This window comes from Clostridium manihotivorum, assembly GCF_004015185.1.
Lineage (GTDB): Bacteria > Bacillota > Clostridia > Clostridiales > Clostridiaceae > Clostridium_AR > Clostridium_AR manihotivorum.
In genome coordinates this window covers 714432-740876 of sequence record NZ_CP025746.1, presented here as the reverse complement: position 1 = coordinate 740876, position 26445 = coordinate 714432, and the positions used below count along the sequence as shown (strand labels likewise).

Genomic DNA, 26445 nt, shown 5'->3' with positions numbered 1-26445 from the left:
AGAGGAATAGCTCTTCAAATTATAACTTTTTATTAAATATATCTGTTAGTCCAAGATCCTCAATTTTTTTCTTTACCTCAGCATTATTAATAGAATATAACCCCAACTTCTTCATCCGCTCAAAATACTCAGCACCGGAAAAAGTATGCCTAACTTTTCTTCCATCCTCAGTATTTAATCTTTCATTGGCATAAGCAATTATATCTCCAATAGCAGTTTCTCTCGGTAAAATAATAGTCTCTAATCCAAGATGACTTCTTACAGCATTATGACCAGCTAGCGTCCCTGTCCCCATAGCTTCAGTATGACCTATGAAGAAACCAGCTTTTTCTCCTGCCACAAACATATTATCCAGCCCATTAACCTTCATATCATTGCCTCTAGGTGTTGAAGAAAGATATCTTATAGAGTTACCAATACCTCCAGAGTATGGATCTATATATCTTGCATTTTCCAATCCTTTAATCTTTCTTAATTTCTCAAGAGGGTAATACGAAGTCATAACCTTTATATGACCTGTATCTAATAGAACTATATTCTCAGCAAATTCTTTTAGTGCATACTGTTGGCATACCTTTGAATTAAGTTTATCCATATTAATATCTTCTTCCGGAACCTTTAGTACTGCAGAACCCTTTTCTTCAAGTTCTTTGAGTATCTCCGGAGAAACACTTTCTCTAGGAATCTCACAGGACCCACTAAAAGCTCCAATAGTTCCATCACCTCTTTCTCCAGGTATATCTGAAATTCCAGCCTTTGAACTTAAGCTAACTCTCATTCCAAAGGTTGGGCATCTTAGTACACACATAACACATCCATTACCATACTTATTGCAATTATCCATAGATCCAGTGGATCCTGTAGACTCTACAAAAACATCACCTTCTACGGTATCTTTACCATAAAACTTTATTGCTTTTATCTTTTTATCTTCCTTAACTACATTTATAGCTCTAGAGGTAAAATTAACTTTTATCCCAAGACTAAGAATATACTTTCTGACCTCTGGCTCAACTTTACTTACATCACATAACCAAGCATGCTTATGTTGTGGAAAGTCGACATTTTTGTGGATTGCATTCCTATCCATAATATCTATTAACTCACCAGCACCAAGGGCTATTAATTCTTCTGCAGCGGTATATCTACCATTATTTCTCATTATACCCCCGACATTTCCTACGCCTAAGAGCATATCTGTTCTCTCAAAAATTTCAACTTCAGCACCAGCCTTTCTAGCAGCTATTGCAGCGGCGCAGCCGGCCCATCCGCCACCTATTACTATAAGTTTCATACTCTACCTCATTTTAATTAGTATATATTTAGCATATTTATCTGTTACTGATATTGTTACAACATAAAAACAGATTTTTTACCACTTTGCCTTTCAGAATTAATATGAGGAAAACCTGGCAGGCGAAGAAGATTTCTTTTTTATTCTTCAGCCTAAATAGCTGTTATTAACCCTTGATATTAGTAGGTTTTGCTGACAAAAAGTTTCATACTTTTCTAGACAGTAAAATAGAGCTATCCAGTTTTTCACTGAATAGCTCTAAATACGGTGTTCTATAATTATTAAGGTAATTACCTTAAATCAGAGATAATTAATATATAAAATTAAAACTCTAATCTTGAAGAAATATAGTTTTCTAATTCTTCTACTTTTATTCTAACTTGTTCCATAGTATCTCTATCTCTAACTGTAACAGCATTATCTTCTAAAGTATCAAAATCTACAGTTATACAGAATGGAGTTCCTATTTCATCTTGTCTTCTATATCTCTTACCAATACTTCCTGTCTCGTCATATTCAATATTAAAATTCTTTCTTAATTGTGCATATACCTCATCAGCCTTTTCTGAAAGCTTCTTTGATAGAGGCAATACTGCAGCTTTATACGGAGCCAGAGCAGGATGTAAATGTAGAACCGTTCTCATATCTCCATCTTCTAGTTCTTGCTCTTCGTATGCATCTGCTAAAAATGCAAGGGTAACTCTATCTGCACCTAAAGAAGGCTCTATACAGTATGGAATATACTTTTCATTGGTTGTAGGATCTAAGTAACTCATATCTGTACCTGAATGTTCTTGATGCTTTGTTAAGTCATAATCAGTTCTATCTGCTATACCCCAAAGTTCTCCCCAACCAAATGGGAATAAGTATTCTATATCTGATGTAGCATTAGAATAGAATGATAATTCTTCTTGTTCATGATCTCTCATTCTTAGACTATCCTTGTTCATACCCAAGTTCATTAGGAAATTCCAGCAATATTCTCTCCAATAGTTGAACCATTCTATGTCAGTTCCTGGCTTACAGAAGAACTCAAGTTCCATTTGTTCAAATTCCCTTGTTCTAAAAGTAAAGTTACCTGGAGTTATTTCATTTCTAAAAGACTTTCCTATTTGAGCTATACCAAATGGAACCTTTTTTCTTGAGCTTCTTTGTACTGATTTAAAGTTTACAAATATTCCTTGTGCTGTTTCTGGTCTAAGGTATATTTCTGATTTTGCGTCCTCAGTTACACCTTGGAAAGTTTTAAACATTAAATTAAACTTTCTTATCTCAGTAAAGTTTTTCTTTCCACACTTAGGACATTCTATCTGATGTTGTTCTATATAATCTTTTAATTGTTCATTACTCCATCCATCAGCAGATGCGACTTCAGCTCCTTGAGCAGTCATATGATCTTCTACTAACTTATCAGCTCTATATCTTGATTTACATTCTTTACAATCCATAAGTGGATCTGAGAATCCTCCAACGTGACCTGAAGCCACCCATACTTCTCTATTCATAAGTATTGCACAATCTACACCAACATTATAAGGACTTTCCTGTACAAACTTTTTCCACCAAGCCTTTTTTACATTATTCTTAAACTCTACACCTAAAGGGCCGTAATCCCATGAATTAGCCAATCCTCCATATATATCTGACCCAGGAAATATAAATCCTCTATTCTTACATAAAGCTACTAGTTTATCCATTGTTTTTTCAGTTGCCATTTTACTACCTCCATTTATAATCAAGTTTTAATTATGGTTAGTTTTACAGAAATGCTTCAAAATAATTAATTTATTCATGCCCCATAATCCCTAGAAGCCGGAATCATCGAACATACATAAATTAAGTTTTCGTAAAGATTCCCTATATAAGTAATACACGCTGCAAAAACAGTAATACGTTAAATATTATTATGTACCAAAATAATTTTGACAAATAAAAAAAGAGCCTATCACCAAAGGGACGAATTAATCCGCGGTTCCACCCTTCTTGGCAAATGCCCTACTCTAAAAATTAGCACTCAAAAGCTCCCTTCAAAATTACAACTTAATGGTTTGCACCATACACCATCTCTCTAGAAAGTCATAAATCCTACTCTTCTTTATCATCATACTATATTCATTTATAATTAGTATTTTACCAAAAAATTTCTTATTGTCAAGAAAAACACTAATATACCTATACAATGATTTCTTAGCAATTTGATTTTAACAAATAACTTTTCAGTTCATTCTAACAATAAAATATATCTTAGCAATAGTTAAATAAAAATAATTAAAGCTTCATGCTGAGCATGAAGCTTATTTTACAAAATAAAAATGGCTCCGCGAAGAGGGCTCGAACCTCCAACCTATCGGTTAACAGCCGAGTGCTCCACCATTGAGCTATCGCGGAACGTCATTACAAAGATAATTATATCATGTTCAGAAAACTTTGCAAGTGTTTTTTTATATTTTTTTATTAATTATCAATTTAACTATTAATCCTTAATTTACGTATATTTCTATGACAATTAAGGTATATCAATTTATGTACTAGATATTATCATAGAACATCTGCATTACTTTGCCTTTAATATATAATCTTATTGAATGGATAAATCTAGTCTATAGTCATATTATTATATATGCTAAAAACTCTACTTCCTTAAACATAAATCACCTAACTATTTAAATCTAAAACAGTGCGCTGTTATAAAACCTCTATTCATATGAATAGAAGCCATGCAAAAAAGGATATTGATACGCCTTTTTATACATGACTTCTATTTTAGAAAGTACTTTTACTCGCCCTGCAACAGCCCTTACAAATCCTTATAGTGGCTTCATTGTTGGGAATAAAAGAACATCTCTTATTGATGCAGAGTCAGTTAAGAACATAACTATTCTATCTATTCCTATACCAAGTCCCCCTGTAGGTGGCATTCCAGTTTCAAGGGCACTCATAAACTCTTCATCTATAACGTATGCTTCATCATCCCCAAGTTCTCTTTCCTTAGCTTGTTGCTCAAATCTTTCTCTTTGAACTATAGGATCATTTAATTCTGAGTAAGCATTACAAATTTCCCTTCCATAAACGAAACCTTCAAATCTTTCAGTAAAGGCCTCATTTCCTCTTTTCTTCTTAGTTAGAGGTGATATTTCTACTGGATAGTCTGTAATAAATGTTGGTTGAATCATATGCTCTTCAGCAAATTCTTCAAACAACATGTTAAGAACTTCACCTTTAGTTACATTCTTTATATCCTTCTTGAACTCAAGATGCTTTTCTTTTGCGATGGCTTGAGCTTCTTCATCACTATTAATAGTATTAAAATCTATACCCGCATACTCTTTAACTGCGTCAACCATAGTTATTCTTCTCCATGGCGCTTTAAACTCAATCTCAGTTCCTTGGTATGATATCTTAGTGGTTCCATGAACCTTTTCACACACTGTTGAAATTAAGTTTTCAGTTATTTCCATCATATCGTTGTAATCTGAATATGCTTCATAAAGTTCAATCATAGTAAATTCAGGATTATGTCTTACATCTATTCCTTCATTTCTAAAATTCTTACCCATATCATAAACTTTTTCGAAACCAGCTACTATGCATCTCTTTAAGTAAAGTTCAGTAGCAATTCTTAGATACATATCTATATCTAATGCATTATGATGTGTTATAAAAGGTCTTGCTGCTGCTCCACCTGCTATTGGTGAAAGTATAGGAGTTTCTATTTCAAGGAACCCTCTGTTATCTAAAAAGTTTCTAATTTCTTTTATTATTCTTGTTCTCTTTATAAAAGTATCCTTTACCTCAGGATTAGTTATTACATCTACTTCTCTTTGTCTATATCTCAAATCTGGATCTTTTAAACCATGCCACTTTTCTGGAAGTGGTTTTAATGACTTACATATAAGCTTAAATGATGAAACCTTAACTGAAACTTCTCCAGCTTTAGTCTTAAACACTTCACCTTCTGCGCTAACCCAATCTCCAAGATCATATGTTTTATATTCTTTTAGAGCTTCTTCTCCAACTTCATCTATTTTTATGAACAATTGAAGCTTTCCGTCTCTATCATGAATATCTGAGAATATAACTTTTCCTTGGCCTCTTTTAGACATAAGTCTTCCTGCAACTTTAACAATCTTACCTTCTAATGTTTCAAAATTATCCTTCACCTGCACAGATGAATGGCTTCTCTCAACTTTATAAACATCAAATGGGTCTTTACCTGCTTGTTGTAGATCTAAGAGTTTCTGCCTCCTTAATCTTTCTTGCTCATTAAATTGAGCCTCTAACTGGTTTATACTCATTTCCTCATTTGACATTAAAAATCCCTCCGTTAATCTCTTCTTATTCCTAGAACTTCAAACTTACTAACACCTGATGGAACAACAGCATCTACTACATCGCCAACTTTTTTGCCCATTAAAGCGCTTCCTACTGGAGATTCGTTTGAAATTTTATTTTCCATTGGATCCGCTTCAGCAGAGCCAACAATTATATATTCAACTTCTTCATCGAAGTCATAATCTTTTACCTTAACAATAGATCCTATTGTAACTGTATCTGTTGATATTTCTGACTCATCTACAACTACTGCATTTTTAAGCATGTTTTCAAGCTGAATAATTCTTCCTTCTGTAAAAGCTTGTTCATTTTTAGCTTCATCATACTCTGAATTTTCACTTAAATCTCCATATCCTAAAGCAACTTTTATTTTTTCAGTTATTTCTTTTCTTTTAACAGTTTTTAAAAACTCTAGTTCGTCTTCTAATTTTTTGACACCTTCATAAGTCATCATGTACTTTTTAGCTTCGCTCATTTTTTTCTCCCCTTCAACAGTCATACTATTATAATATATCATATTTTAACAAAACTTCATATAAATTTGTTATATATAGCCTTCCTTTAACTGTCAATTATTTTTCATATTATAAAACCTATAATAGATAATGTCAATACGGCAATAAATAAATAATTCCCATAACATCTAATTTCTGGAAACGTATTCTTTTATTCACAACATTAAATCCATTAAGTTGTAATTTAGTATTTAAGACTTGCTACATTCCTCAACCATATTTTAAAATAGGGTTCAGCAGAATAGCAAGTCTCGTTTACTTAATTTAAATTTGTAGCATTTCTCATTATTGTCATTTTAGTATATTGTTATACCCTATATTTATTCATTAATACATTTTAAAATGCAATGCTAATCTTCTTTTATTAAAAAATTTTTATACTCTTTTAATATATTTAAAACTGACTCAACATTAGTCTCTGTATTAATAATATTTTTAATTTCTGTACAACTTTTTAAACCTTTTATATACCAAGCAATGTGCTTTCTCATTTCTCTCAACGCTTTTCGCTCACCATCATATTTTAACGCAAGATTATAATGTTCCAAACACATATCAATTCTTTCAGTAGCTGTTGGATACTTAACTTCCAGTCCGCTCATCATATCGGAAACCTGCTTAAATATCCAGGGATTTCCCATACTACCTCTTGCGATCATAATACCATCACAATTAGTCATAGAGATCATCCTTTTAGCATCATCGGCAGTAACTACATCGCCATTACCGATAACAGGAATTTTAACAACTTCCTTCACTTGCCTTATTATATCCCAATCTGCTTTACCTTCATACATTTGTTCCCTTGTTCTACCATGTACGGCAATAGCATCTACTCCAGCATCCTCCATAAGTTGCGCAAAGTAAACATCATTTATATTATCTTTATCAAAGCCTTTTCTGAACTTTACAGTTACTGGTTTATTAGAAACCTCTTTAACAGCTTTAACTATTTCATAAGCTAATTTAGGTTCTTTCATAAGAGCTGAACCTTCACCGTTTTTAACTATCTTCGGTGCAGGACACCCCATATTTATATCTACTATGCAGATATCTTTATTTTCATTAAAATATTTTTCAGTTACTTCAGCCATAACCTTAGGATCATTGCCAAACATTTGTACTGCTACAGGTTTTTCTTCCTCAGATATTCTTAAAAGCTGCTCAGTATTGTCACTCCCGTAGTAAAGTGCCTTACTGCTTACCATTTCAGTATAAACGAGAGAACACCCTTTATTCTTACACAGCCCTCTAAAAGATATATCAGTAACTCCAGCCATGGGAGCTAAAAAAACATTATTCTTTAAACTTACATTACCAATATTCATCAGAATATACCATCTTCTATTCTCTATTCTTATAATAGATTATCTTAAGACCCTCTAGTGTTAGTCTCGAATCTACTTTGTCTATAACATCAGTTTCTCTAGCTATAAGATTAGCCAATCCACCAGTAGCTAAAACAAAAGGCTCTTCTTCTCCAAGCTCCATCATTTCTTGTTTCATCTTTTTTACAATATATTCAACTTGACCTATATAGCCATATATTATGCCTGCTTGCATACTAGTTACAGTATTTTTACATATGATTGATTCGGGCTTTTCTAGTTCTACTCTCGGAAGCTTTGCTGCTCTTTCGAAAAGAGCATCTGAAGAAATTCTTACTCCCGGCACAATACTTCCACCAAGATAATTACCATTCTTAGCTAAAGCACAAAAAGTAGTTGCTGTTCCAAAATCTATGATTATAGTGCTTCTTTTATACATTTCATATGCAGCTACTGCATTAACTATTCTATCAGCACCAACTTCTCTTGGATTGTCATATTTTATGTTTATTCCAGTTTTTATTCCTGGACCTACTATAATCGGATCCATATTAAAACATTTTCTAATCATATGCTCCAAAGAATACATTATGTTTGGAACTACTGATGAGATAATAATTCCCTCAATCGCCTTAACATCCAGATTGTTTTGAGTAAACAAGGCATTTACCTGTATTCCATACTCATCTGAAGTCTTCTTAGAATCTGTAGATATTCTCCAGCTAGTCATATACTTATTATCGTGATAAACCCCTAAAACTATATTAGTATTACCAACATCTACTAATAAGATCATAATAATAATCCTCCAACTAATACAATTAAAAGCATCTTTTCAAGCTGCTCATTGTTCATATATTCTATTTAAACTGCACAACAATATATTCATTAAATGCATTATATAAATATCAATATAATTTTAGCAAGTAAATATTATTTGTCAAGTTTTTATCAATGTTTAGTTGAAGTCTCTTTTCCTCTTAGTTCCTTTTTTCTGAGCAACCTCTACATTAATTCTTACGCCATTTATCTTCACTTTGTTCATAACTTCTAAAACTTGGTTTGAATATTGCTCAGGAACTTCTACAAATGTGTACTTTTCGTATATATCTATAGCTCCAATGCTTCTTCCTGGTATACCAACCTCACTAGCTATAGCTCTTACAAGATGTTCTGGCTTAAGATTTTTATCTCTTCCTATGTTAACAAACATCCTAACCATTCCTTCTTCTCTAGATGATCCAGCAGTTCTTGGAGTTCTTCTTCTTTCAAAGTCTTCACTTCTTGATGAAGATGCAGATGGATTCATATCAACATCATCTCTTTCAGTAAAGTTAAGCTCTCTTTGTAATAAAGCTGCCGCAATATCCTTAGCTGAATATCCTTCTTCCTCCATTTTTTCAACTATAGTTAAGTATTTCTTAAATTCATCACTCTTCATATCTTCTTGTAATATATCTACAAACTTTTTAACCTTAGCTTTTCTAACATCTTTCAATGTAGGTATATTGTGAAGCTTCATCTTCTTCTTTGTATAAGTCATTATGTCTCTAAGATCTCTCATTTGTCTTCCAGTAACCATAGTGAAGGCTTTTCCTTCTCTTCCAGCTCTTCCAGTTCTACCTATTCTATGAACATAGTGTTCTTCATGTTGAGGAACATCAAAATTAAATACCATTTCAACATCATCTATATCTAATCCTCTAGCAGCAACATCTGTAGCTATAAGTATTTTAATGTTTCCTTGCTTAAATCTTTGAATAACACTGCTTCTTACAGACTGCTTCATATCACCATGTATCTTACTTATATTGTATCCCTTATTAAGAAGCTTTTCTTCAATTTCATCTACCTTGCTCTTAGTATTACAGAAAATTAATGAAAGCTTAGGATTATACATATCTATAAGTCTTGTCATTACTTCTAACTTATCCTGTTCCTTAACTTCAACATACATTTGAGAAATGTTTGGAGTGGTTAATTCCTTGTTTTCAACTTTGATCATCTTAGGATCTTTTAAATGTTTTTTAACTATATCTAATATATTCTTCTTCATAGTAGCTGAGAATAATAACTTCTGTACTGGCTGATCTATTGTAGACATTATCTCCTCAATATCTTCTCTAAATCCCATATTAAGCATTTCATCTGCTTCATCTAATATTAGAACTTTTAAAGAGCCAAGTTTTACTGTACCTCTTCTCATATGGTCCATAACTCTTCCAGGAGTCCCAACAACTATTTGAGCTCCTCTTCTAAGCCCTCTTATTTGTCTTTCCATTGAGTCTCCGCCATACACAGCTAAAACTTCTAAGTTTCTTTTATACTTTGATAACTTTTCAAATTCTTCACTAACTTGAACAGCTAGTTCTCTAGTAGGACACAAAACTAAAACTTGTAACTCTTTAGTTGTTGTATCAATTTTATCTATAGTAGGTATTCCAAAAGCTGCAGTCTTTCCAGTACCTGTTTGAGCTAAGCCCACCATATCTATTCCTTGCATAACTACTGGTATAGCTAAAGCTTGTATTGGAGTAGCCTCTGTAAACCCCATATCGGTAATAGCTCTTTTTATTTCTTCTGAGCAGTTTAGCTCATTAAATATCATTTTTTCCATTAAATATCTCCTTTTTTAACTAATCTATTTTATTTTTCATCTTAATTAATTTATTACACACCAAAAAAGGTCGAACTAAAAAAACCCTTTCCATATCTAAGAGGATTTTTCAAGGCGACCAAAATTTCGTTTATACTCTTGAAGCAAATCGGTAAAAAACCCAAAAAACATGTTATAACATATTAATTCCTACGAGACTCTATTGTATCACATGGTTTATTCACTGTCAAAGTATAAAGATAAATAATAAAATTATGCCACATACCTTTATATCTAAATTTTTGTGTTATTTAGTATATTAATTTATTGGGATAAAATCGTAGTAGCCTTATGAAAATCTTCTTTTGTTCTATATTTTTACAACCTTATTAATATAAAATATCATTATGTTGAATAAGATTCTCATAGAAATTATTTCTTTCTAAGTATTTGAAAAAACCGCTGATTTTATACATAAAATCAGCGGTTTCAGTCCTTTAGAATAAGCCTATTATTTCACCGTCATCTAATATATCCATCTTATTTGCCGCAGGAACTTTAGGCAATCCTGGCATAGTCATTATATCACCAGTCAAAGCAACTACAAATCCAGCTCCATTGGAAACTCTTATTTCTCTTACAGTTATTTCAAAGTCACTAGGTCTTCCCAGTAATGTAGGATTATCAGATAACGAATACTGAGTTTTAGCCATACATATTGGAAGCTTATCTAATTTAAACTCTTCTAATTCCTTTATTTGCTTCAAAGCAGAGGACGTATATGTAACTCCCTTGGCACCATAAATCTCTCTAGCTATAGTATCTATTTTCTCTTTAATTGGCAACTCAGAATCATATATAGGGCTAAACTTTGACTGAGTAGAGTTTATAGTGTCAACAACCTTGTTAGCCAAATCTATTCCGCCTTCTCCACCTTTTTCCCAAACTTCTGTAAGTGAAACCTTCACTCCCAATGCTTCACAAAACTCTTCAACAGCTGCTATTTCATTATCAGTATCTGTGATAAACTTGTTTATTGCAACTATAACTGGAACACCATACTTTCTAATATTCTCTACTTGCTTTTCTAGATTCTTAACCCCTACCTTAACAGCCTCAACATCTTCTACATTGAGATTTTCCTTCTTTACACCTCCATGATGCTTTATAGCTCTAATAGTAGCTACAAGAACAGCACAGTCAGGTCTAAGTCCTCCATATCTACACTTTATATCAAAAAACTTTTCCGCACCTAAATCTGCTCCAAATCCAGCCTCTGTTACTGTATAATCTCCAAGTTTCATAGCCATTTTTGTAGCTATTATGGAGTTACATCCATGAGCTATATTAGCAAATGGTCCACCATGTATTATTGCTGGAGTATTTTCTAGTGTTTGAACTAGATTAGGTTTTATAGCGTCTTTCATCAGAAGAGCCATCGCACCTTGCACCCCTAACTCTTTAGCGTATACAGGCATTCCATCTAAATTATAAGCAACCAGTATATTACCCATTCTTTCCTTCAGATCATTAAGTCCGTCTGCCAAGCATAATATAGCCATTATTTCCGAAGCTACAGTTATCATAAATCCATCCTCACGTACGAATCCATTAACCTTGCCACCCATTCCTACTACTATATTCCTAAGTGCTCTATCATTCATATCTAAAACTCTTTTGAATATTATTCTTCTAGAATCAATTTTCAGAGTATTTCCTTGATGTATGTGATTATCGATAGCTGCACACAAAAGATTGTTAGCAGTTGTTATAGCATGCATATCTCCTGTAAAATGAAGATTTATATCTTCCATAGGTACAACCTGTGCATATCCACCACCAGCTGCTCCACCCTTCATACCAAAAACTGGTCCAAGTGAAGGTTCTCTTAATGCAATTACGGCCTTTTTCCCAATTTTATTTAGCGCCTGACCAAGTCCTACTGTAACTGTAGATTTCCCTTCACCCGCTGGTGTCGGATTTATTGCAGTAACTAATACTAATTTCCCATCTTTATTTTCTTTTTTATTGGAAAGAACGTCTAAAGAAATTTTACACTTATATTTACCATAAAGTTCAATATCATCATCCATTAAGCCTAGTTTTTCTGCAATTTTAACTATAGGTTCCATTCTTGACTCTTGAGCTATTTCTATATCTGTTTTCATAATAAAATCCCTCTCCTTAAAATATACCTTAGAATACTTCGTAAAATTAACCAAGTTCCTTTATGTAATATTACCAATATGTATATTATAACATTTATTATACCAAAATAAATACACATTCGAACCTTTTAATAAATATTACTTTTATAATTCGCCATATTCCATATTATATAATAAAAAGCACAAACGATCATACGCATTTATCTAAACTTCCATATTCTATCCAAAAAGCACCCCTTTAAACTTATAGTTTTTGTTAACAACAAAACTTTATACATTAAATATATAGTAAAAAATTTTATACTTTCTTAAATGGTAAAAAAGCAGCTACAAGTTATGTAGCTGCTTTTAATATTATGCATTATTAAATATTTCTTCAAACTCCTCAGCTTCAAGCTTCTCTTTTTCAAGAAGGGCTTGAGCCACAGCATGCAATTTACTAATATACTCAGAAAGTAATGACTCAGCTTTATTATAAGCCTCATCAATAAGATGTTTTATTTCCTTATCAATCTTAGAGCCAATTTCTTCACTAAAGTTTCTGCTTCTTCCTATATCTCTTCCTAAGAAAACTTCATTATGATCTGTACCAAAAGAAATTGGTCCAACTTCATCACTCATTCCATATTCCATTACCATGCTTCTAGCTATATTACTAGCTCTATCTATATCATTTTTAGCACCGGTACTTATATCACCCATGATTAGCTTTTCAGCTACTCTTCCACCTAAAAGCCCTACCATCTCATCCTTCAATCTTGACTTAGATGTATAGCTCCTATCTTCTGTTGGTAAGTGCATAGTGTAACCACCTGCCATACCTCTTGGTATTATACTTATTTGATGAACAGGGTCGGCATTTGGTAACAACTTAGCTACAACTGCGTGGCCCGCTTCATGATAGGCAGTTAACTTTCTATCATGCTCACTAATAACTCTGCTCTTCTTTTCAGGTCCAGCTATTACTCTAGTTATAGCTTCTTCCATTTCATCCATTCCAATAATCTTCTTACTTCTACGAACAGACAAAAGTGCAGCTTCATTTGTTAGATTTTCAATATCAGCTCCAGTGAAACCTGGTGTTCTTTTTGCTAACACATTTAAATCAATATCATCTGATAGAGGTTTATTTCTTGTATGAACTTTAAGTATCTCTTCTCTACCTTTAACATCAGGAGCTCCAACAACTATCTGTCTATCAAATCTTCCTGGTCTTAATAATGCTGGATCAAGAATATCTGGTCTATTAGTAGCAGCTATCATTATGATACCTTCGTTAGCACCAAATCCATCCATCTCTACAAGTAGCTGATTAAGAGTTTGTTCTCTCTCATCATGACCGCCACCTAAGCCAGCACCTCTTTGCCTACCAACTGCATCTATTTCATCTATAAATACGATACATGAAGGATTCTTCTTTGCCTGCTCAAATAAATCTCTTACTCTTGAAGCACCTACTCCGACAAACATTTCTACAAAGTCAGAACCAGAAATACTAAAGAAAGGAACTCCTGCTTCACCTGCTATAGCTTTGGCAAGAAGAGTTTTTCCTGTTCCTGGAGGTCCAACCAAAAGAACTCCTTTTGGAATTCTAGCGCCCATCTCTATATACTTCTTAGGTTGCTTTAGAAAATCTACTATTTCCTCTAATTCAGCCTTCTCTTCATCAGCACCTGCAACATCTTTAAATGTAACTTTTTTCTTATCTGGAGTTGCCATTTTAGCTCTACTTTTACCAAAATTCATAACTCCTCGGCTTCCGCCTCCACTTTGTGATTGCTGCATAAATATAAAGAAAAACGCTATTAATAAAAATATTATTAATACTGTTGGTATTATCTGAACCCAAACAGATATGTTAGTAGGAAGCTCAAATGCAACTTTTACGTTTGGTTTATTATTATTTGCAAGTAATATATTTAATGTTTCAACAGGAACTATAGTATTAAAGTTTTTATTATTCGTTAAGGTACCCTCAACAGTCATTTTATCCTGCTTTACTTGTATACTCTTAACCTGATCACTAATCCATTTTTGTTGGAATTCACTATAAGGTATTGTACTTCCTGCTTCTTCACTTTTTGCTAAAAAGACAGCAGCAACTACAACCATTACCATTATCAAAATCCAGGCCGTTAAGCTAGAAAATTTTTTCATCACAGGCCCCCCTCTCTTAGTAGTTACTATAAAATTTTACCATATGATTTTTTTCATTACAATATAGATAATTTACTTATTAGAGTATACTTCTTCTTTTAAAGAAGCTATAAACGGCAGATTCCTATACTTTTCAGCATAATCTATACCGTAACCAACAATAAACTCATCAGGAACCTCAAATCCATAATACTTTACATCTATATTAGTTTTTCTCCTTGCAGGTTTATTAAGTAACGTTACTATCTCAATACTGTTTGCATTTCTGTCTTCAAAGTATTTTAACAGATAACTTAATGTAAGTCCTGTATCTACTATATCTTCAACTATGATAACATCCTTACCTTCAACATCATTATCAAGATCCTTCAATATTCTTACAACTCCAGATGTTTGAGTAGAATTTCCGTAACTAGATACAGCTATAAAATCTAACTCACAAGGTATATCAATGTGCTTAAGCAATTCTGAAGCAAATATTACGGATCCTTTTAAGACCCCAACTACAAGCAGATCCTTTCCTTTATAGTTACGACTTAACGTTTCACCCATCTGTTTTACCTTATCTACTATTACCTCTTCAGAAAACAGTACTTCTTTTATGTCTTCTTTCATGTTAACTATTTCCTCTCCTTAAAACTTATTTGCAAAATATTTTTTGTATTATTGGTAACCTTAAATATATCACTTATATTTACCCCAACAATCCATGCAATGTCACTATCAAAACAAACCAAAGGTATATGGTCTCTTAAGTTATTAGGGATCTTTTTATCAATGAATATATCTTTTATCTTTTTAGTGCCATTCATACCTAAGGGTTTAATTTTATCTCCATTTTTTCTACTTCTAATAATTATTCTCTCTTTTATCTTATCATAATCAAAATATTTGATTAAGTCACTACTATTTAAATCTATTTTTTTACTATTTTGCTTTACTTCAATCTGAACATCATATAATAAACCTTCTAATCTGAAGGTTTCTATGTTTTTCACACTAAGTTCCCTCTTTACTAAAACATATTCCTTATTATCATGATTGTTATTTTGTTTTATAGTAATAATTATATCTCCATAAGAATTTTCTACAACTACATTATTAGGAATATTTATACTTTTACCAGTACTTCCTCTTTGTAATACGATAATATCATAGATATGTTTCATTTCATAATTATATGTAGCTTTTGCAACATAAAATATAGCTTTTCTTATAACCCTTGTAAGTAAAGATTCATGAACTAAAAATGCATCTTTCTTTATCACAATCATTCCTGATTTTTCAATACAAAAATCACTATATATATCTAATGCACTTTTATCTATATAATCGCTATCAATAGAAGCAAGAGAAGCTAGTCTATTAAGGGATTCAATAATATCTCTATTAAAGTTTCTTTTAATAAAAGGAATCATTTCAAGTCTTACCTTATTTCTAGAATATATACTTTCGAGGTTTGTTCTATCAATTCTAGGCTCCAATTTATTATATTCACAATAATTCTCTATCTCTTCTCTGGTCAAACACAATATTGGTCTTATAAATATTTCATCCCTCACTGGCCTTATACCTACTAAGCCATCCAATCCTGTTCCTCTCATCATTCTCATAAGTACAGTCTCAGCTTGATCATTTGCATTATGAGCTATAGCTACCTTTGTAAAACCTTCATTTTTTACAATTTCATCAAAAAACTCATATCTTGCTTCTCTACCAGCCATCTCAGAAGATATCCCCTTTTCTTTGGCAACAGCTTCGATTTGTACTCTCCTTACATAGCAAGGAATATTAAGTTCATTACATACCTTTTTAACATATTTCTCATCCTCAAAGGAGTCTTCTCCTCTCAACAAATGGTTAATATGTGCAGCACCTATAGAAATATTAAGTTCATCCCTTAAACTATATAAGATATGTAGTAGACAAACGGAATCCGGACCTCCTGATAGCGCTACTAATACTCTATCGCCTTCTTTTATCATGTGATGCTCTATTATAAAATTTATAACTTTATCATTCAAGTTAGAACACTTCCTATTCAACTTTAATAACTTATTATAACATATCATTAAACTCTTATTAAGAAATTTTATACAAATTCATTAAAACTTAAATTATAATTCTTATACAATTCTTAAAGTGCATACAGCATCATCTTACACATTCAAATTTTATAAAATATGAAATTAATAACTTCAATTTAAATTTTCACATAAAAAAGTCGCTGAAGCGACTTTCTTCAGTGAGTTTTTTTGCGCATCTGCCTTTTCTGAACGTATGTGAAGAAATTCTGGCAGGCGACATATTTTCTCTTTTTTATTTTCTCTCCAACATATGCATTTAAGCCATATACACATTGTTACTCACAGCTTTATCTAAAATATAATTTTCTAAAGAATAAAAAGGACTATGAAACCAATTGGTTAGCTTCATAGTTTAGATTTTTATTTAGTTGTAAAAATATATCATTTAGTAAATAGCATATACTTTCGAAACAACAACAGTCATATCATCCTTTATTCTTTGTCCACTTATCTCTTTAGCCTTATCTAATATCTCTATAGATAATTCTTTTGGATTTTTATTACTAGTTGTATATAAGAACTCAGTGAGCCACTTACAACTTCCGTCCCCATCTTTTCCATAAAGTATTCCATCACTTATTGTAACTATAAGATCTCCGTTACATACCTTCTTTTCTATAATATCAACATCCGTTGTATCTAGTATCCCAAAAGGTAAGGTTTTTGATTTGATGACTTCAACTTTATCTCCTCTCTTTATAAAACTCTCTACAGCCCCTACCTTCATAAACTTGACGTTTCCTGAGTAAAGATCTACATTTTGAAGATCCAACGTTGCAAACTTCTCATCCTCTGTAAACTTCATGGACATTATAGAATTCACTGTATTTATAGCAGTTAACTCTGAAAATCCAACCTGTGTAAACTTTTCTATAAGTTCTACAGCCGCTTTACTTTCAGCACCAGCTTCTGGTCCTGACCCCATTCCATCACTTACTAGCACCATATAGCTTCCACCTTGAGTTTTTCCGTAGCTATAGCTATCTCCTGTATACTTTTCCCCATCCTTGCAAGCTATAGCTGCATAAGATGATACGTGATATTTAGGTGTTTCTTCTATATATACAGAACACTTATTTGTCTTTGGTTCTATAGAACACCCCTCTCCACCTATGCTCATAGTTTTACCTATAGATCTATTTATTATAGGCAAAAGGTGCTTTACACACATTTGGCTACCGCCACAGCTATCCATAGTTATCTTTATATTTAATCTGCCATTTTTGTCATTGTAGCATAGAACATCCTCATATCTCACATTTTCTTTATTTAAAGCTCTCTTTATAATTTTCTCAACATCATTGCATATTATTATATCCTTACTAAAGTCTTCAACCAATTCACCAATAGTAACAGCCATATTATTTATATGGCCAGCTAATAATTTTCTTCCTTCACCTAGTCTTCTTTTAAGCATTTCATCCTGAATATAGTTATTAACAATTTCCTCTGTATTTTTAACTAGAGCATACTTTTTAATACACTTTTTATCAAGCTCTAATGGGAAGTCAGACCTACCCTCTTGATTATTTCTTATCAATTCAGAAAAAGCATTATAAGTAGTATGTAACTCTCTCTTCCAGCATGTATATCTCATATCACAGGAGCTACACACCCTATCACCTAAATTTTCTATAAGCGCACTACTCTTATTCTTTAGTAGCAGCCTATCATTATCGATTAAATTGTTCAATGTAACAGCTATGGTTGATAAAACATCTGTAAAATCAACTAACCTGTTAGTGAACTCCTCCTTTACCTTATAAAAATGTAAATCTCCTAAGGTATCTTGTTTCTTCTCATTATCCAACTCTAAAGATATCTTACTATAAATACTAACTGGAACTATACAAAATATTAATGCCACTATTATAGCTTCTATGGTTTTAAAATCATCCAACCCTTTTGAATACATAGCTAAAACAAAGTATACAACAATATACGATAATACAGTAAACCACTTTCCAGTATCTTTAAAAATACCTACAATCAATCCACATATGCTATATACACTTATATAAATTATCATATTATTGGTAGACAGACCTACTATTATTCCCATTGTAACGCCTGCCGCTGCACCAACAGAACTTCCCAGAGCAAATGCTATTGCTATAACAAAAAACAATGCTATTATGTTTCTTAAACTAATTCCCGCTAACGCTATGCTACCTATTCCAGAAACAATTAAGCAAAAAAGAAGCGCCATAGATATAAGTTCTTCATTGGTAAAAAAATGATTAGTTTTTATATCATCTAAGCATGTTAATGCATATTTTATAATATAATATATTGGATAAACAACAATACATTGTACTGCTGAAGTAAGAAGATTAATCCATAGAACTATGTTATGAGCAAAAGCTCTATAGATAACCATTGATAATAGTAATATAGAGAAGCTTATAATTAAGCTAGTTCTCTCCTTTATATTAAATCGAATGTTAACAAATATAGATACAATAGCTGCAGATAATATATAAATACCAACATTAGGCACACTGCCCAAGAGAGTAGCATACCCAAGTAAAACACCAACTGAAGCAATTATGCCTTCTTTTTTTTCTTCTCTGTTTAGAAATGATAATATAAAAGCTATACCAAAGGGCGCTAACCCATCTATACCCGCTCCACTTGCATTTATAGTAACTCTACTTATTAGAAAAGCACCAAAGAAATCAAATAACAACCTATAAGGAGACCCCATTATCTTAATCTCTTTCTTATCTTTTCTTTTATCTCCCACTCTCTTATATGTAGTGACATCTACTCCATATTGCATTAGTAACCCCTCCTATTTCTCTAAAGTGTAGTTTTATTATAGCAAAGCAATATGGAAATATATGTCATTTAGTGTTTAGTATCTATAATTTTATTCGGACATTTATCACTTTATTTCTTTATATTATTTGCATAGCTTTTTACGTATTTCTTTATAGATTCGGAAGTATATTATAAAACTAAGTTATTAATCCTAATATCCGGAGGCTTAAAAAAGGGCCTTATTTGTCGTTGCGAAATAGTCTTTGTTATTTTATAGAGATATTTTTTATGCATATATCAGCACTTGTAGAATTTATGCGTATACTTGTTAGAATTAGCCTTTAAGCATCTACTTTTAAAATGCATATAGGAAAAACCTAATAGACGAATATATTTTATTTTTCACTAAGTATCCTGTAAAGCAAAAAAAGAATCCATATATAATATGGATTCTTTTTGGTGCTGAAGACCGGAATCGAACCGGTACGGTGTTTTAGCACCGCAGGATTTTAAGTCCTGTGCGTCTGCCAGTTCCGCCACTCCAGCGCGTTATTTTCAATTGAAATGGTAGCGGAAATAGGACTTGAACCTACGACCCTTCGGGTATGAACCGAATGCTCTAGCCAGCTGAGCTATTCCGCCATGTTATGGTTGCGGGGGCAGGACTTGAACCTACGACCTTCGGGTTATGAGCCCGACGAGCTGCCAACTGCTCCACCCCGCGATATTATAATTGGTGCTGAAGACCGGAATCGAACCGGTACGGTGTTTTAGCACCGCAGGATTTTAAGTCCTGTGCGTCTGCCAGTTCCGCCACTCCAGCGTTTTTATTAAAATGGTAGCGGAAATAGGACTTGAACCTACGACCCTTCGGGTATGAACCGAATGCTCTAGCCAGCTGAGCTATTCCGCCATGTTATGGTTGCGGGGGCAGGACTTGAACCTACGACCTTCGGGTTATGAGCCCGACGAGCTGCCAACTGCTCCACCCCGCGATATTATATAATTGGTGCTGAAGACCGGAATCGAACCGGTACGGTGTTTTAGCACCGCAGGATTTTAAGTCCTGTGCGTCTGCCAGTTCCGCCACTCCAGCATAATTATCTTGCCGCCTCTCAGCGACAAGTTTTATTATAAGGTATGACCTCTATACTGTCAACACTTTTTTATATTTTTTTATTTATATACTCCATAAATTCTTAAAACCATTAAAAATGGCGGTTTTAGCACTTATGATTGCAATATAAACATATATTATATCTTATTATTCTCTAAAAATAATAAAAATCGGATGTATTCATCCGATTTTTTTATTTAAATACTTTATATTAACCTAAGTTCTTTCTGCCTTTTGATTTAAACTCTTGATGTTTCTTAACATCTGCCATCTTCTCTTCACTATCCTTAAGGAACTTTGACATTATATCTTCAAAATTATTTGAAGAAGACTTTTTCTTTTCTGAGTTCCAGTCAATCTCTACAGGTTTAACTGATTTCTTTTGAACATTTGCTTGCTTTATTGAAAGGCTTATCTTGCCATTATCATCTACAGATATAACTTTCACCTTTACCTTATCTTGCTCTTTTAGGTGAAGCCTTATATCTTTTACAAACGAATCTGCCACTTCTGAAATGTGTACAAGTCCAGTCTTACCTTCTACCTCTACGAATGCTCCAAAGTTTGTGATGTTAACCACTGTGCCTTCTAAAATGTTTCCTGCCATTAAGGTCATGTTAAAAATGTTCCTCCTTAAAATAATTTGAATATTAAAATTTATGTTATTTGTATAATAACCTATTTTGTGGAGCTTGAATCATTACTTACAGTATTATCGTCTTTAGTTATAACCTTCTTTTCACCAGGTTTAATCATACCTAACTTTTCCCTAGCCATCTTCTCACTATAAGCATCGGTTTTTGACATATTGACTTGATCTTTTAATCGATCATTTTTTTCTTTCACCTTATTTAATTCCACTTGTCTTTCAGTTACTTGTTTATCAATCTTTCTCATAGTAACTTCTTGCCTTATGAAACTAAAACTAAATATTGAAAAAATTAAAAGTATCGCTATATTTTTAAGAGTAAATTTATTTCTCATAATCAAGCCCCTTTGATTTCCAAAAAAATTCATTTATACTCCTATTTTAATGACTATTCATTTTTTATTCAAGTTATTTTTTTATCCAATTACTTATTGATTTTATTTCTTAAAAATATACTTTTAAAAATATAGAGTAAGTTTTTAAAAATCACTCTAAATCCTCTCCCAGTAACCCTCTCTGCTTTTCTTTCAATCTTCATTAATTTATCACTAAATAAATTAAGATATATAAGTGCTCCTATTATTATAAACAGGTATACATACATTCCCAAGAAAGCATAATTTACATAAAGAAGGAACGTAAATATTATTATTGCATTTAATACCCAAAACAAAAAATCTTCTATGAAAATTATGAATTTAGGAGCACCGAATCCTCTTACAATTCTGTAAAAGTCAAAAAGTATACCAGCTATTAAACCTGCCATAAGGCTAAATATTACTATCTCAAATTGTATCTTTAACGGAAGCAGCATAGAATCACCTATTTAAATATCTTTTTTAAGATACTTTCTTTCTCTTTTTTTACTTCACCAGAATAAATCATAGCCGATACCTTTCCTACGATAACTACATCTCCATTTTGTACATCAAGCTTATTCATCTTAAGTCCCTCACCTTTTACAGTAAGCATCCCTAAGCATGTATTTAACAATATCTTTTCTTCATCAAAGTTGAGAACTTCCACAACGCCTGTTAAAACAACCCTTTTTCTGTTTTCTAGTGTTAGGTTGCTTTTTCTTTCTTCAGCTTTTAGCTCCTTCTTATTCTCCATAATATCCTCCTATATGTTTTTATAATAAACTATATGACTAATTTTTTTGATATATTCGATAGATTAATATTTTTATTTATAGAGAGGATTATGTCTATGAAAATAAAATTTATATCTTACTTACATAACTTACAAATTAACTTATTTATAATTGCTGAGACTTAAAATGGATTTATTCTTTGTTTTAGATATATTCCCCCTATACTACCATTCATATTGATTTTATCTATATATACTATGATATAGATGAAAAAAGTTGCTGAAGCGAACTTCTTCAGTAACTTTTTTTTGCGCATCTGCCTTTCCGAATGTATATTAGGAAAATTGGGCAGTATAAGAAAAAAAGTTTCTTTGACTTTATGTCAAAGAAACTTCTATTCCTCGTCTCTATCTTCTTCACCTTCAAGAATTTCATACATTGCCTTTGCATTTTCTTTTTTAACATGTTCAACTATACTAATAATTTTAGCCTTTAATTTTTTATTAGCAAATACAATTTCAATTATATCATCTACTTTTACCTCAGTGGATGGTTTTGCAACTTTACCGTTTATCGATACCCTTCCGCCTTCACAAACCTCTTTAGCAACAGTTCTTCTTTTTATTATTCTTGAAACCTTAAGGTATTTATCTAATCTCATATATAACTCCTTATAATTTTAAGAACCCGAGAATACTCGGGCCCTATAAATATATGTCTATTACTTATTAACTTTTTCTTTGAATTCTTTACCAGCTTTAAATACTGGAACTTTTGAAGCAGGTATTTGGATAGTTTCCTTTGTTCTTGGATTTCTTCCTTCTCTAGCTGCTCTTTCTCTAGTTTCGAAAGTTCCAAAGCCAACTAATTGAACCTTTTCACCATTTTCTAATGCTTCTTGAACGCTGTCAATGAAAGATTTTAATGCAACTTCTGCATCTTTCTTAGTTAACTTACTCTTCTCAGCCATGCTTGAGATTAATTCTGCTTTATTCACTTTTACATCCTCCTTAGATCTCTTATGGTATGTTTTATAGTACCAGTTTAAGATTTTATGTACTATAATCTACATTAACATATTATATAACCACTTTTTTATATAGTCTATAGTAAATTACTTATTTCACAATGTAAATATAATATGGTAATGATTGCTCACTTATGCTATATATTCTTCATAAAAGGGAAATTTCCTTCTTTGCCCTTAGTTTTTTTCATCTTTTTTTGCTTCATTCCACAAAATATCCATTTCTTCGAGAGACATATCGGATAAATTTTGTCCTTTTTCGGATGCTATTTTTTCTATATAAGAGAACCTTTTTATAAACTTTTCTGTAGTAAAAGTTAATGCAAGTTCCCCCTCTACACCAAGGAATCTAGCTACGTTCACACAGGCAAACAGCAAATCTCCAACCTCTTCTACTATCTTTGCCCTATTTTCTCCATTATATACCTCTTTTATTTCATTTAGTTCTTCTTCTACCTTTAGCATAGCGTCTTCTACTCTATCCCAATCAAACCCAACCTTTTTAGCTTTACTTTGAACCTTTGCTGCTCTTATTGTTGCTGGTAGTGATTTGGCAATAGAATTCAGTTCTTCTGTAATACTTTCAAATCCCTTTTCTTTTTTCTTGATATCTTCCCACTTCTCCAAAACTTCCACTGATGTATCTATTGATTCATCTCCAAAAACATGAGGATGTCTATTTATCATTTTTTCGCATATACCTTGAATTACATCATTCATGTTAAAATAACCATCGTCTTTAGCTATAGATGAATGAAATACTACTTGAAGTAGTACATCACCTAATTCTTCAATCATTCCGGCATCATCCTCTTTGTCGATTGCATCTATAACTTCATAACTTTCTTCTATTAGCGCTTTCTTTAAACTTTCATGAGTTTGCTCCCTATCCCAAGGACAACCATCCTCACTTCTTAATTTATCTATTATACTCATTAAATCATAAAAATCCTTCTTATTATCCAAATCCTTAGGAACGTATATAGACGTTAGATAATCTATATCTTCCTGCATATCAATTTCATATAGAGGCATTTTCCTGATACTTTCCTGGCCTTTTATACCAGCAGCTCTAACAAAATAAACTTCAGTGTCGTCATTAAACTCTTCTTGAAGTTTAAGCTTTACCTCTGAAGCAATAAATTGATTATATACTTGAGTTATTATAATTCCCGATCTCTTGTCTAATACTTGGTTTCCTATATCAAAGGCATCAACTACTTTAAGACCTTCAACTGGGTCTATTTCTAGAGCCTCCATCATAACATCAATAAAGCTAACAGCAGGCAAAATCTCATAACATATATCATTTTCTTTGCATAAGTTAATAAGATTCACCACTGACTTCTCTGCAACTAAAGGATGCCCTGGAACACCATAAGTGATGTCATTAAACTTTCTATGCTGCTCTATTAAATCCACTGCTATACTTTCATACACTTGATCAAAGGTAGTAGAATTCTCATAAGCTGAATCATAGGTATTAAATTTTATGCCCTCTTCAACTAAGAATTGGACTGTTGGATGTTTTTCTGTTCTAAGAAATACATTGTCGCTATTTTTTAATTGTTTAACTACTCCCAAAGTTAATGCTTCCTCAGAACCAGGTCCCAAACCAATTATCTTAATCATATTATTTCTCCTTTTATCTATGTCTTTTTAAAAATCTGCTTTTTATATAATCATACTTAAACACACCAAATACTACTATTAGCAATACATATATAATAATACCCAAAAAAACAGAAATCAAGCAAGCTATTCCATTACTGGCCGTTTTATTAAGTATACCTAGATATGTTAATAACACAGCTATCATCATCACTACAGAAGCTCCTATAGGCTTTATTACCGCTGACCAATAATCTATACTAACCCTAAGCTTTATATGAAGATATATAAGATTAAGCATAGATGCTGCTATATAAGCTAGTATTGATGCTATAACTGCGCCATATATATTAAGCCATGAAACTGGTATAAGGTATACTGTTAATACAACCTTAATAAAGCATCCAATGAGCAGATTTACAACTGGAGCTGCATAAGATCCTGTTGACTGAAGTATAGCCGTAGTGGTTTGAGCCATGATTATAAAAGGAATCGAAAAAGATAAGTACTTAAGAATCTCGTACCCCTCTGATCTTCCAGGAAATATAAGCATCATAACTGGGCCAGCAAGAAAATATAGACCTAATGTACATGGGATAGCTATAACCATAGACATTCTTATTGCCGAATCCACCTTTGACTGAACCTCTCTTATATTCTTTAAAATATAATTCTCTGCAATTATTGGTATAAGAGAAGTACTTAAGGCTACTGATAATGTAAGTGGTATATTAACTATTACTGAAGCTTTACCAGTCAATTGAGCGTATAGTATAGTAGCTTGTCTATAATCAAAGCCTGCATTTAATAGCTGCCTTGGTACTAATATAGAATCAATTAAACTAGCTACAGTGCCAACAGCTCCTCCTAAAGATATTGGGATAGCTATTCTTATTAACTGTGCAAGAAGTTTATCATTTGATTTAACCTTTCTAACACCGAAGGATTTCTTAACCTTTAAGTACTTCACAATTAAGTAAATACCACCCAAAAACCCTCCAGCTGCAGCTCCAAAGGCAGCTCCTCCTGCAGAGTACTCAATTCCATAGGGCAGAAATAAAACCGCCAATCCAACACCAACTATTACTCTTCCTATTTGCTCAATTATCTGAGAAATAGCGGATGGACTCATATTTTGTAATCCTTGAAAAAAACCTCTAAAGGCAGTCATTAGAGATATACATAATGGTGCAAATGCTACTCCAATAATTGAATAGTAAGACTTTGTATCCCACTTTAAAGCAGTCATTATTGGCTTTGCTCCAAAGAATAAGAATAACGACATGCCTGTCCCTAAAATTAGCATTAAAATAAATGATTCTTTCATCGTTTGGAATGATGTATCTAAGTCACCAATAGCATTACTTTCGGAAACCATTTTAGATACTGCCACAGGAATCCCTGCTGCTATAGCAACATAAAACATGTATAATGGGTAAGTCATTTGATAATAACCAATGCCCTCATCGCCTATGAGCATTATTAACGGCCACCGAAAAAATATTCCTAAAAACCTTGTAAATATGCCAGCAACACCAAGTATTATACTTCCTTTTATAAGTGATTGTTTTTTCATAAAATACCTCCAAATTATTTAACTACTTAATCTTTATTGTCAATTTGGAGGTATTATTACAGAATTTTATATGTATATTGAATAAATATTTATTAACCAGTCAATAATTAGAATGGTTTTGGGATGCAAGTC

General features: G+C 32.4%; 20 protein-coding genes, 8 tRNA genes and 1 other annotated feature. All 28 genes read right to left on the bottom strand.

The genetic code is table 11. From position 1 onward, the window contains the following. Nucleotides 1-19 precede the first annotated feature (19 nt). Nucleotides 20-1294 (bottom strand): FAD-dependent oxidoreductase, encoded by a 1275-nt coding sequence (locus tag C1I91_RS03215; RefSeq protein ID WP_128211206.1) that lies wholly within the window; start codon nucleotides 1292-1294, stop codon nucleotides 20-22. Between the two features lie 323 nt (nucleotides 1295-1617). Then, nucleotides 1618-3009, bottom strand: a complete 1392-nt coding sequence (locus tag C1I91_RS03210) for a glycine--tRNA ligase (protein WP_128211205.1) — start codon at nucleotides 3007-3009, stop codon at nucleotides 1618-1620. A gap of 234 nt (nucleotides 3010-3243) precedes the next feature. Next, nucleotides 3244-3405 (bottom strand) — a binding site (T-box leader). Between the two features lie 202 nt (nucleotides 3406-3607). Continuing rightward, nucleotides 3608-3682: transfer RNA gene (locus tag C1I91_RS03205), tRNA-Asn, on the bottom strand. 419 nt (nucleotides 3683-4101) lie between these two features. Beyond that, nucleotides 4102-5604 (bottom strand): lysine--tRNA ligase, encoded by a 1503-nt coding sequence (gene lysS, locus C1I91_RS03200; protein WP_128211204.1) that lies wholly within the window; start codon nucleotides 5602-5604, stop codon nucleotides 4102-4104. 14 nt (nucleotides 5605-5618) lie between these two features. Beyond that, nucleotides 5619-6101: a transcription elongation factor GreA gene (gene greA, locus C1I91_RS03195; RefSeq protein WP_128211203.1), complete on the bottom strand. Its 483-nt coding sequence runs from the start codon at nucleotides 6099-6101 to the stop codon at nucleotides 5619-5621. 390 nt (nucleotides 6102-6491) lie between these two features. Further along, complete coding sequence (gene dusB / locus C1I91_RS03190; protein WP_128211202.1) at nucleotides 6492-7469, bottom strand: tRNA dihydrouridine synthase DusB; 978 nt, start codon at nucleotides 7467-7469, stop codon at nucleotides 6492-6494. Between the two features lie 16 nt (nucleotides 7470-7485). Continuing rightward, on the bottom strand, nucleotides 7486-8265 hold the full coding sequence (locus C1I91_RS03185; RefSeq protein ID WP_128211201.1) for a type III pantothenate kinase: 780 nt from the start codon (nucleotides 8263-8265) through the stop codon (nucleotides 7486-7488). 162 nt (nucleotides 8266-8427) lie between these two features. Continuing rightward, nucleotides 8428-10086, bottom strand: coding sequence for a DEAD/DEAH box helicase (locus C1I91_RS03180; RefSeq protein WP_128211200.1), 1659 nt, complete (start codon nucleotides 10084-10086; stop codon nucleotides 8428-8430). Nucleotides 10087-10562: 476 nt separating this feature from the next. After that, nucleotides 10563-12233 (bottom strand): formate--tetrahydrofolate ligase, encoded by a 1671-nt coding sequence (locus C1I91_RS03175; RefSeq protein WP_128211199.1) that lies wholly within the window; start codon nucleotides 12231-12233, stop codon nucleotides 10563-10565. Nucleotides 12234-12587: 354 nt separating this feature from the next. Next, on the bottom strand, nucleotides 12588-14390 hold the full coding sequence (gene ftsH / locus C1I91_RS03170; RefSeq protein WP_128211198.1) for an ATP-dependent zinc metalloprotease FtsH: 1803 nt from the start codon (nucleotides 14388-14390) through the stop codon (nucleotides 12588-12590). A gap of 72 nt (nucleotides 14391-14462) precedes the next feature. Continuing rightward, on the bottom strand, nucleotides 14463-15005 hold the full coding sequence (gene hpt / locus C1I91_RS03165; protein WP_128211197.1) for a hypoxanthine phosphoribosyltransferase: 543 nt from the start codon (nucleotides 15003-15005) through the stop codon (nucleotides 14463-14465). Between the two features lie 5 nt (nucleotides 15006-15010). Beyond that, nucleotides 15011-16414 carry a tRNA lysidine(34) synthetase TilS gene (gene tilS, locus C1I91_RS03160; RefSeq protein ID WP_128211196.1) on the bottom strand — a complete coding sequence of 468 codons (1404 nt, stop codon included), beginning with the start codon at nucleotides 16412-16414 and terminating at the stop codon, nucleotides 15011-15013. 448 nt (nucleotides 16415-16862) lie between these two features. Beyond that, nucleotides 16863-19259, bottom strand: coding sequence for a stage II sporulation protein E (gene spoIIE, locus C1I91_RS03155; protein ID WP_128211195.1), 2397 nt, complete (start codon nucleotides 19257-19259; stop codon nucleotides 16863-16865). A gap of 438 nt (nucleotides 19260-19697) precedes the next feature. Continuing rightward, nucleotides 19698-19786, bottom strand: a tRNA-Leu gene (locus C1I91_RS03150). 19 nt (nucleotides 19787-19805) lie between these two features. Continuing rightward, nucleotides 19806-19882: transfer RNA gene (locus tag C1I91_RS03145), tRNA-Met, on the bottom strand. A gap of 6 nt (nucleotides 19883-19888) precedes the next feature. Beyond that, nucleotides 19889-19964: transfer RNA gene (locus C1I91_RS03140), tRNA-Met, on the bottom strand. A gap of 10 nt (nucleotides 19965-19974) precedes the next feature. Further along, nucleotides 19975-20063 (bottom strand) — tRNA-Leu (locus C1I91_RS03135). A 13-nt stretch (nucleotides 20064-20076) separates the two neighbouring features. Next, nucleotides 20077-20153, bottom strand: a tRNA-Met gene (locus tag C1I91_RS03130). A gap of 6 nt (nucleotides 20154-20159) precedes the next feature. Beyond that, nucleotides 20160-20235: transfer RNA gene (locus C1I91_RS03125), tRNA-Met, on the bottom strand. A 12-nt stretch (nucleotides 20236-20247) separates the two neighbouring features. Continuing rightward, a tRNA-Leu gene (locus C1I91_RS03120) sits at nucleotides 20248-20336 on the bottom strand. 232 nt (nucleotides 20337-20568) lie between these two features. Beyond that, nucleotides 20569-20973, bottom strand: a complete 405-nt coding sequence (locus tag C1I91_RS03115) for a S1 domain-containing RNA-binding protein (RefSeq protein ID WP_128211194.1) — start codon at nucleotides 20971-20973, stop codon at nucleotides 20569-20571. 62 nt (nucleotides 20974-21035) lie between these two features. Continuing rightward, entirely contained in the window at nucleotides 21036-21341 is a 306-nt protein-coding gene (locus C1I91_RS03110; protein WP_128211193.1) for an FtsB family cell division protein, read from the bottom strand. Nucleotides 21342-21430: 89 nt separating this feature from the next. Beyond that, a complete protein-coding gene (gene yabQ / locus C1I91_RS03105; RefSeq protein ID WP_338032595.1) occupies nucleotides 21431-21772 on the bottom strand; it encodes a spore cortex biosynthesis protein YabQ in 342 nt (113 codons plus the stop codon). 56 nt (nucleotides 21773-21828) lie between these two features. Further along, nucleotides 21829-22119, bottom strand: coding sequence for a sporulation protein YabP (gene yabP, locus C1I91_RS03100; protein WP_128211191.1), 291 nt, complete (start codon nucleotides 22117-22119; stop codon nucleotides 21829-21831). 374 nt (nucleotides 22120-22493) lie between these two features. Continuing rightward, the gene (locus C1I91_RS03095) at nucleotides 22494-22760 is read right to left on the bottom strand and encodes an RNA-binding S4 domain-containing protein (protein WP_128211190.1); all 267 of its coding nucleotides are present in this window, start codon (nucleotides 22758-22760) and stop codon (nucleotides 22494-22496) included. A 60-nt stretch (nucleotides 22761-22820) separates the two neighbouring features. After that, on the bottom strand, nucleotides 22821-23096 hold the full coding sequence (locus C1I91_RS03090; RefSeq protein ID WP_128211189.1) for an HU family DNA-binding protein: 276 nt from the start codon (nucleotides 23094-23096) through the stop codon (nucleotides 22821-22823). 207 nt (nucleotides 23097-23303) lie between these two features. Beyond that, the gene (yabN, locus tag C1I91_RS03085; protein ID WP_128211188.1) at nucleotides 23304-24758 is read right to left on the bottom strand and encodes a bifunctional methyltransferase/pyrophosphohydrolase YabN; all 1455 of its coding nucleotides are present in this window, start codon (nucleotides 24756-24758) and stop codon (nucleotides 23304-23306) included. A 13-nt stretch (nucleotides 24759-24771) separates the two neighbouring features. Then, on the bottom strand, nucleotides 24772-26313 hold the full coding sequence (locus tag C1I91_RS03080; protein ID WP_128211187.1) for a putative polysaccharide biosynthesis protein: 1542 nt from the start codon (nucleotides 26311-26313) through the stop codon (nucleotides 24772-24774). Between the last annotated feature and the right edge of the window lie 132 nt (nucleotides 26314-26445).

Coding starts and splice junctions, on each gene's coding strand:
- C1I91_RS03215 (WP_128211206.1), bottom strand. CDS start 1,294: ATGAAACTTATAGTAATAGGTGGCGGATGGGCCGGCTGCGCCGCTGCA.
- C1I91_RS03210 (WP_128211205.1), bottom strand. CDS start 3,009: ATGGCAACTGAAAAAACAATGGATAAACTAGTAGCTTTATGTAAGAAT.
- lysS (WP_128211204.1), bottom strand. CDS start 5,604: ATGTCAAATGAGGAAATGAGTATAAACCAGTTAGAGGCTCAATTTAAT.
- greA (WP_128211203.1), bottom strand. CDS start 6,101: ATGAGCGAAGCTAAAAAGTACATGATGACTTATGAAGGTGTCAAAAAA.
- dusB (WP_128211202.1), bottom strand. CDS start 7,469: ATGAATATTGGTAATGTAAGTTTAAAGAATAATGTTTTTTTAGCTCCC.
- C1I91_RS03185 (WP_128211201.1), bottom strand. CDS start 8,265: ATGATCTTATTAGTAGATGTTGGTAATACTAATATAGTTTTAGGGGTT.
- C1I91_RS03180 (WP_128211200.1), bottom strand. CDS start 10,086: ATGGAAAAAATGATATTTAATGAGCTAAACTGCTCAGAAGAAATAAAA.
- C1I91_RS03175 (WP_128211199.1), bottom strand. CDS start 12,233: ATGAAAACAGATATAGAAATAGCTCAAGAGTCAAGAATGGAACCTATA.
- ftsH (WP_128211198.1), bottom strand. CDS start 14,390: ATGAAAAAATTTTCTAGCTTAACGGCCTGGATTTTGATAATGGTAATG.
- hpt (WP_128211197.1), bottom strand. CDS start 15,005: ATGAAAGAAGACATAAAAGAAGTACTGTTTTCTGAAGAGGTAATAGTA.
- spoIIE (WP_128211195.1), bottom strand. CDS start 19,259: ATGCAATATGGAGTAGATGTCACTACATATAAGAGAGTGGGAGATAAA.
- C1I91_RS03115 (WP_128211194.1), bottom strand. CDS start 20,973: ATGACCTTAATGGCAGGAAACATTTTAGAAGGCACAGTGGTTAACATC.
- C1I91_RS03110 (WP_128211193.1), bottom strand. CDS start 21,341: ATGAGAAATAAATTTACTCTTAAAAATATAGCGATACTTTTAATTTTT.
- yabQ (WP_338032595.1), bottom strand. CDS start 21,772: ATGGCAGGTTTAATAGCTGGTATACTTTTTGACTTTTACAGAATTGTA.
- yabP (WP_128211191.1), bottom strand. CDS start 22,119: ATGGAGAATAAGAAGGAGCTAAAAGCTGAAGAAAGAAAAAGCAACCTA.
- C1I91_RS03095 (WP_128211190.1), bottom strand. CDS start 22,760: ATGAGATTAGATAAATACCTTAAGGTTTCAAGAATAATAAAAAGAAGA.
- yabN (WP_128211188.1), bottom strand. CDS start 24,758: ATGATTAAGATAATTGGTTTGGGACCTGGTTCTGAGGAAGCATTAACT.
- C1I91_RS03080 (WP_128211187.1), bottom strand. CDS start 26,313: ATGAAAAAACAATCACTTATAAAAGGAAGTATAATACTTGGTGTTGCT.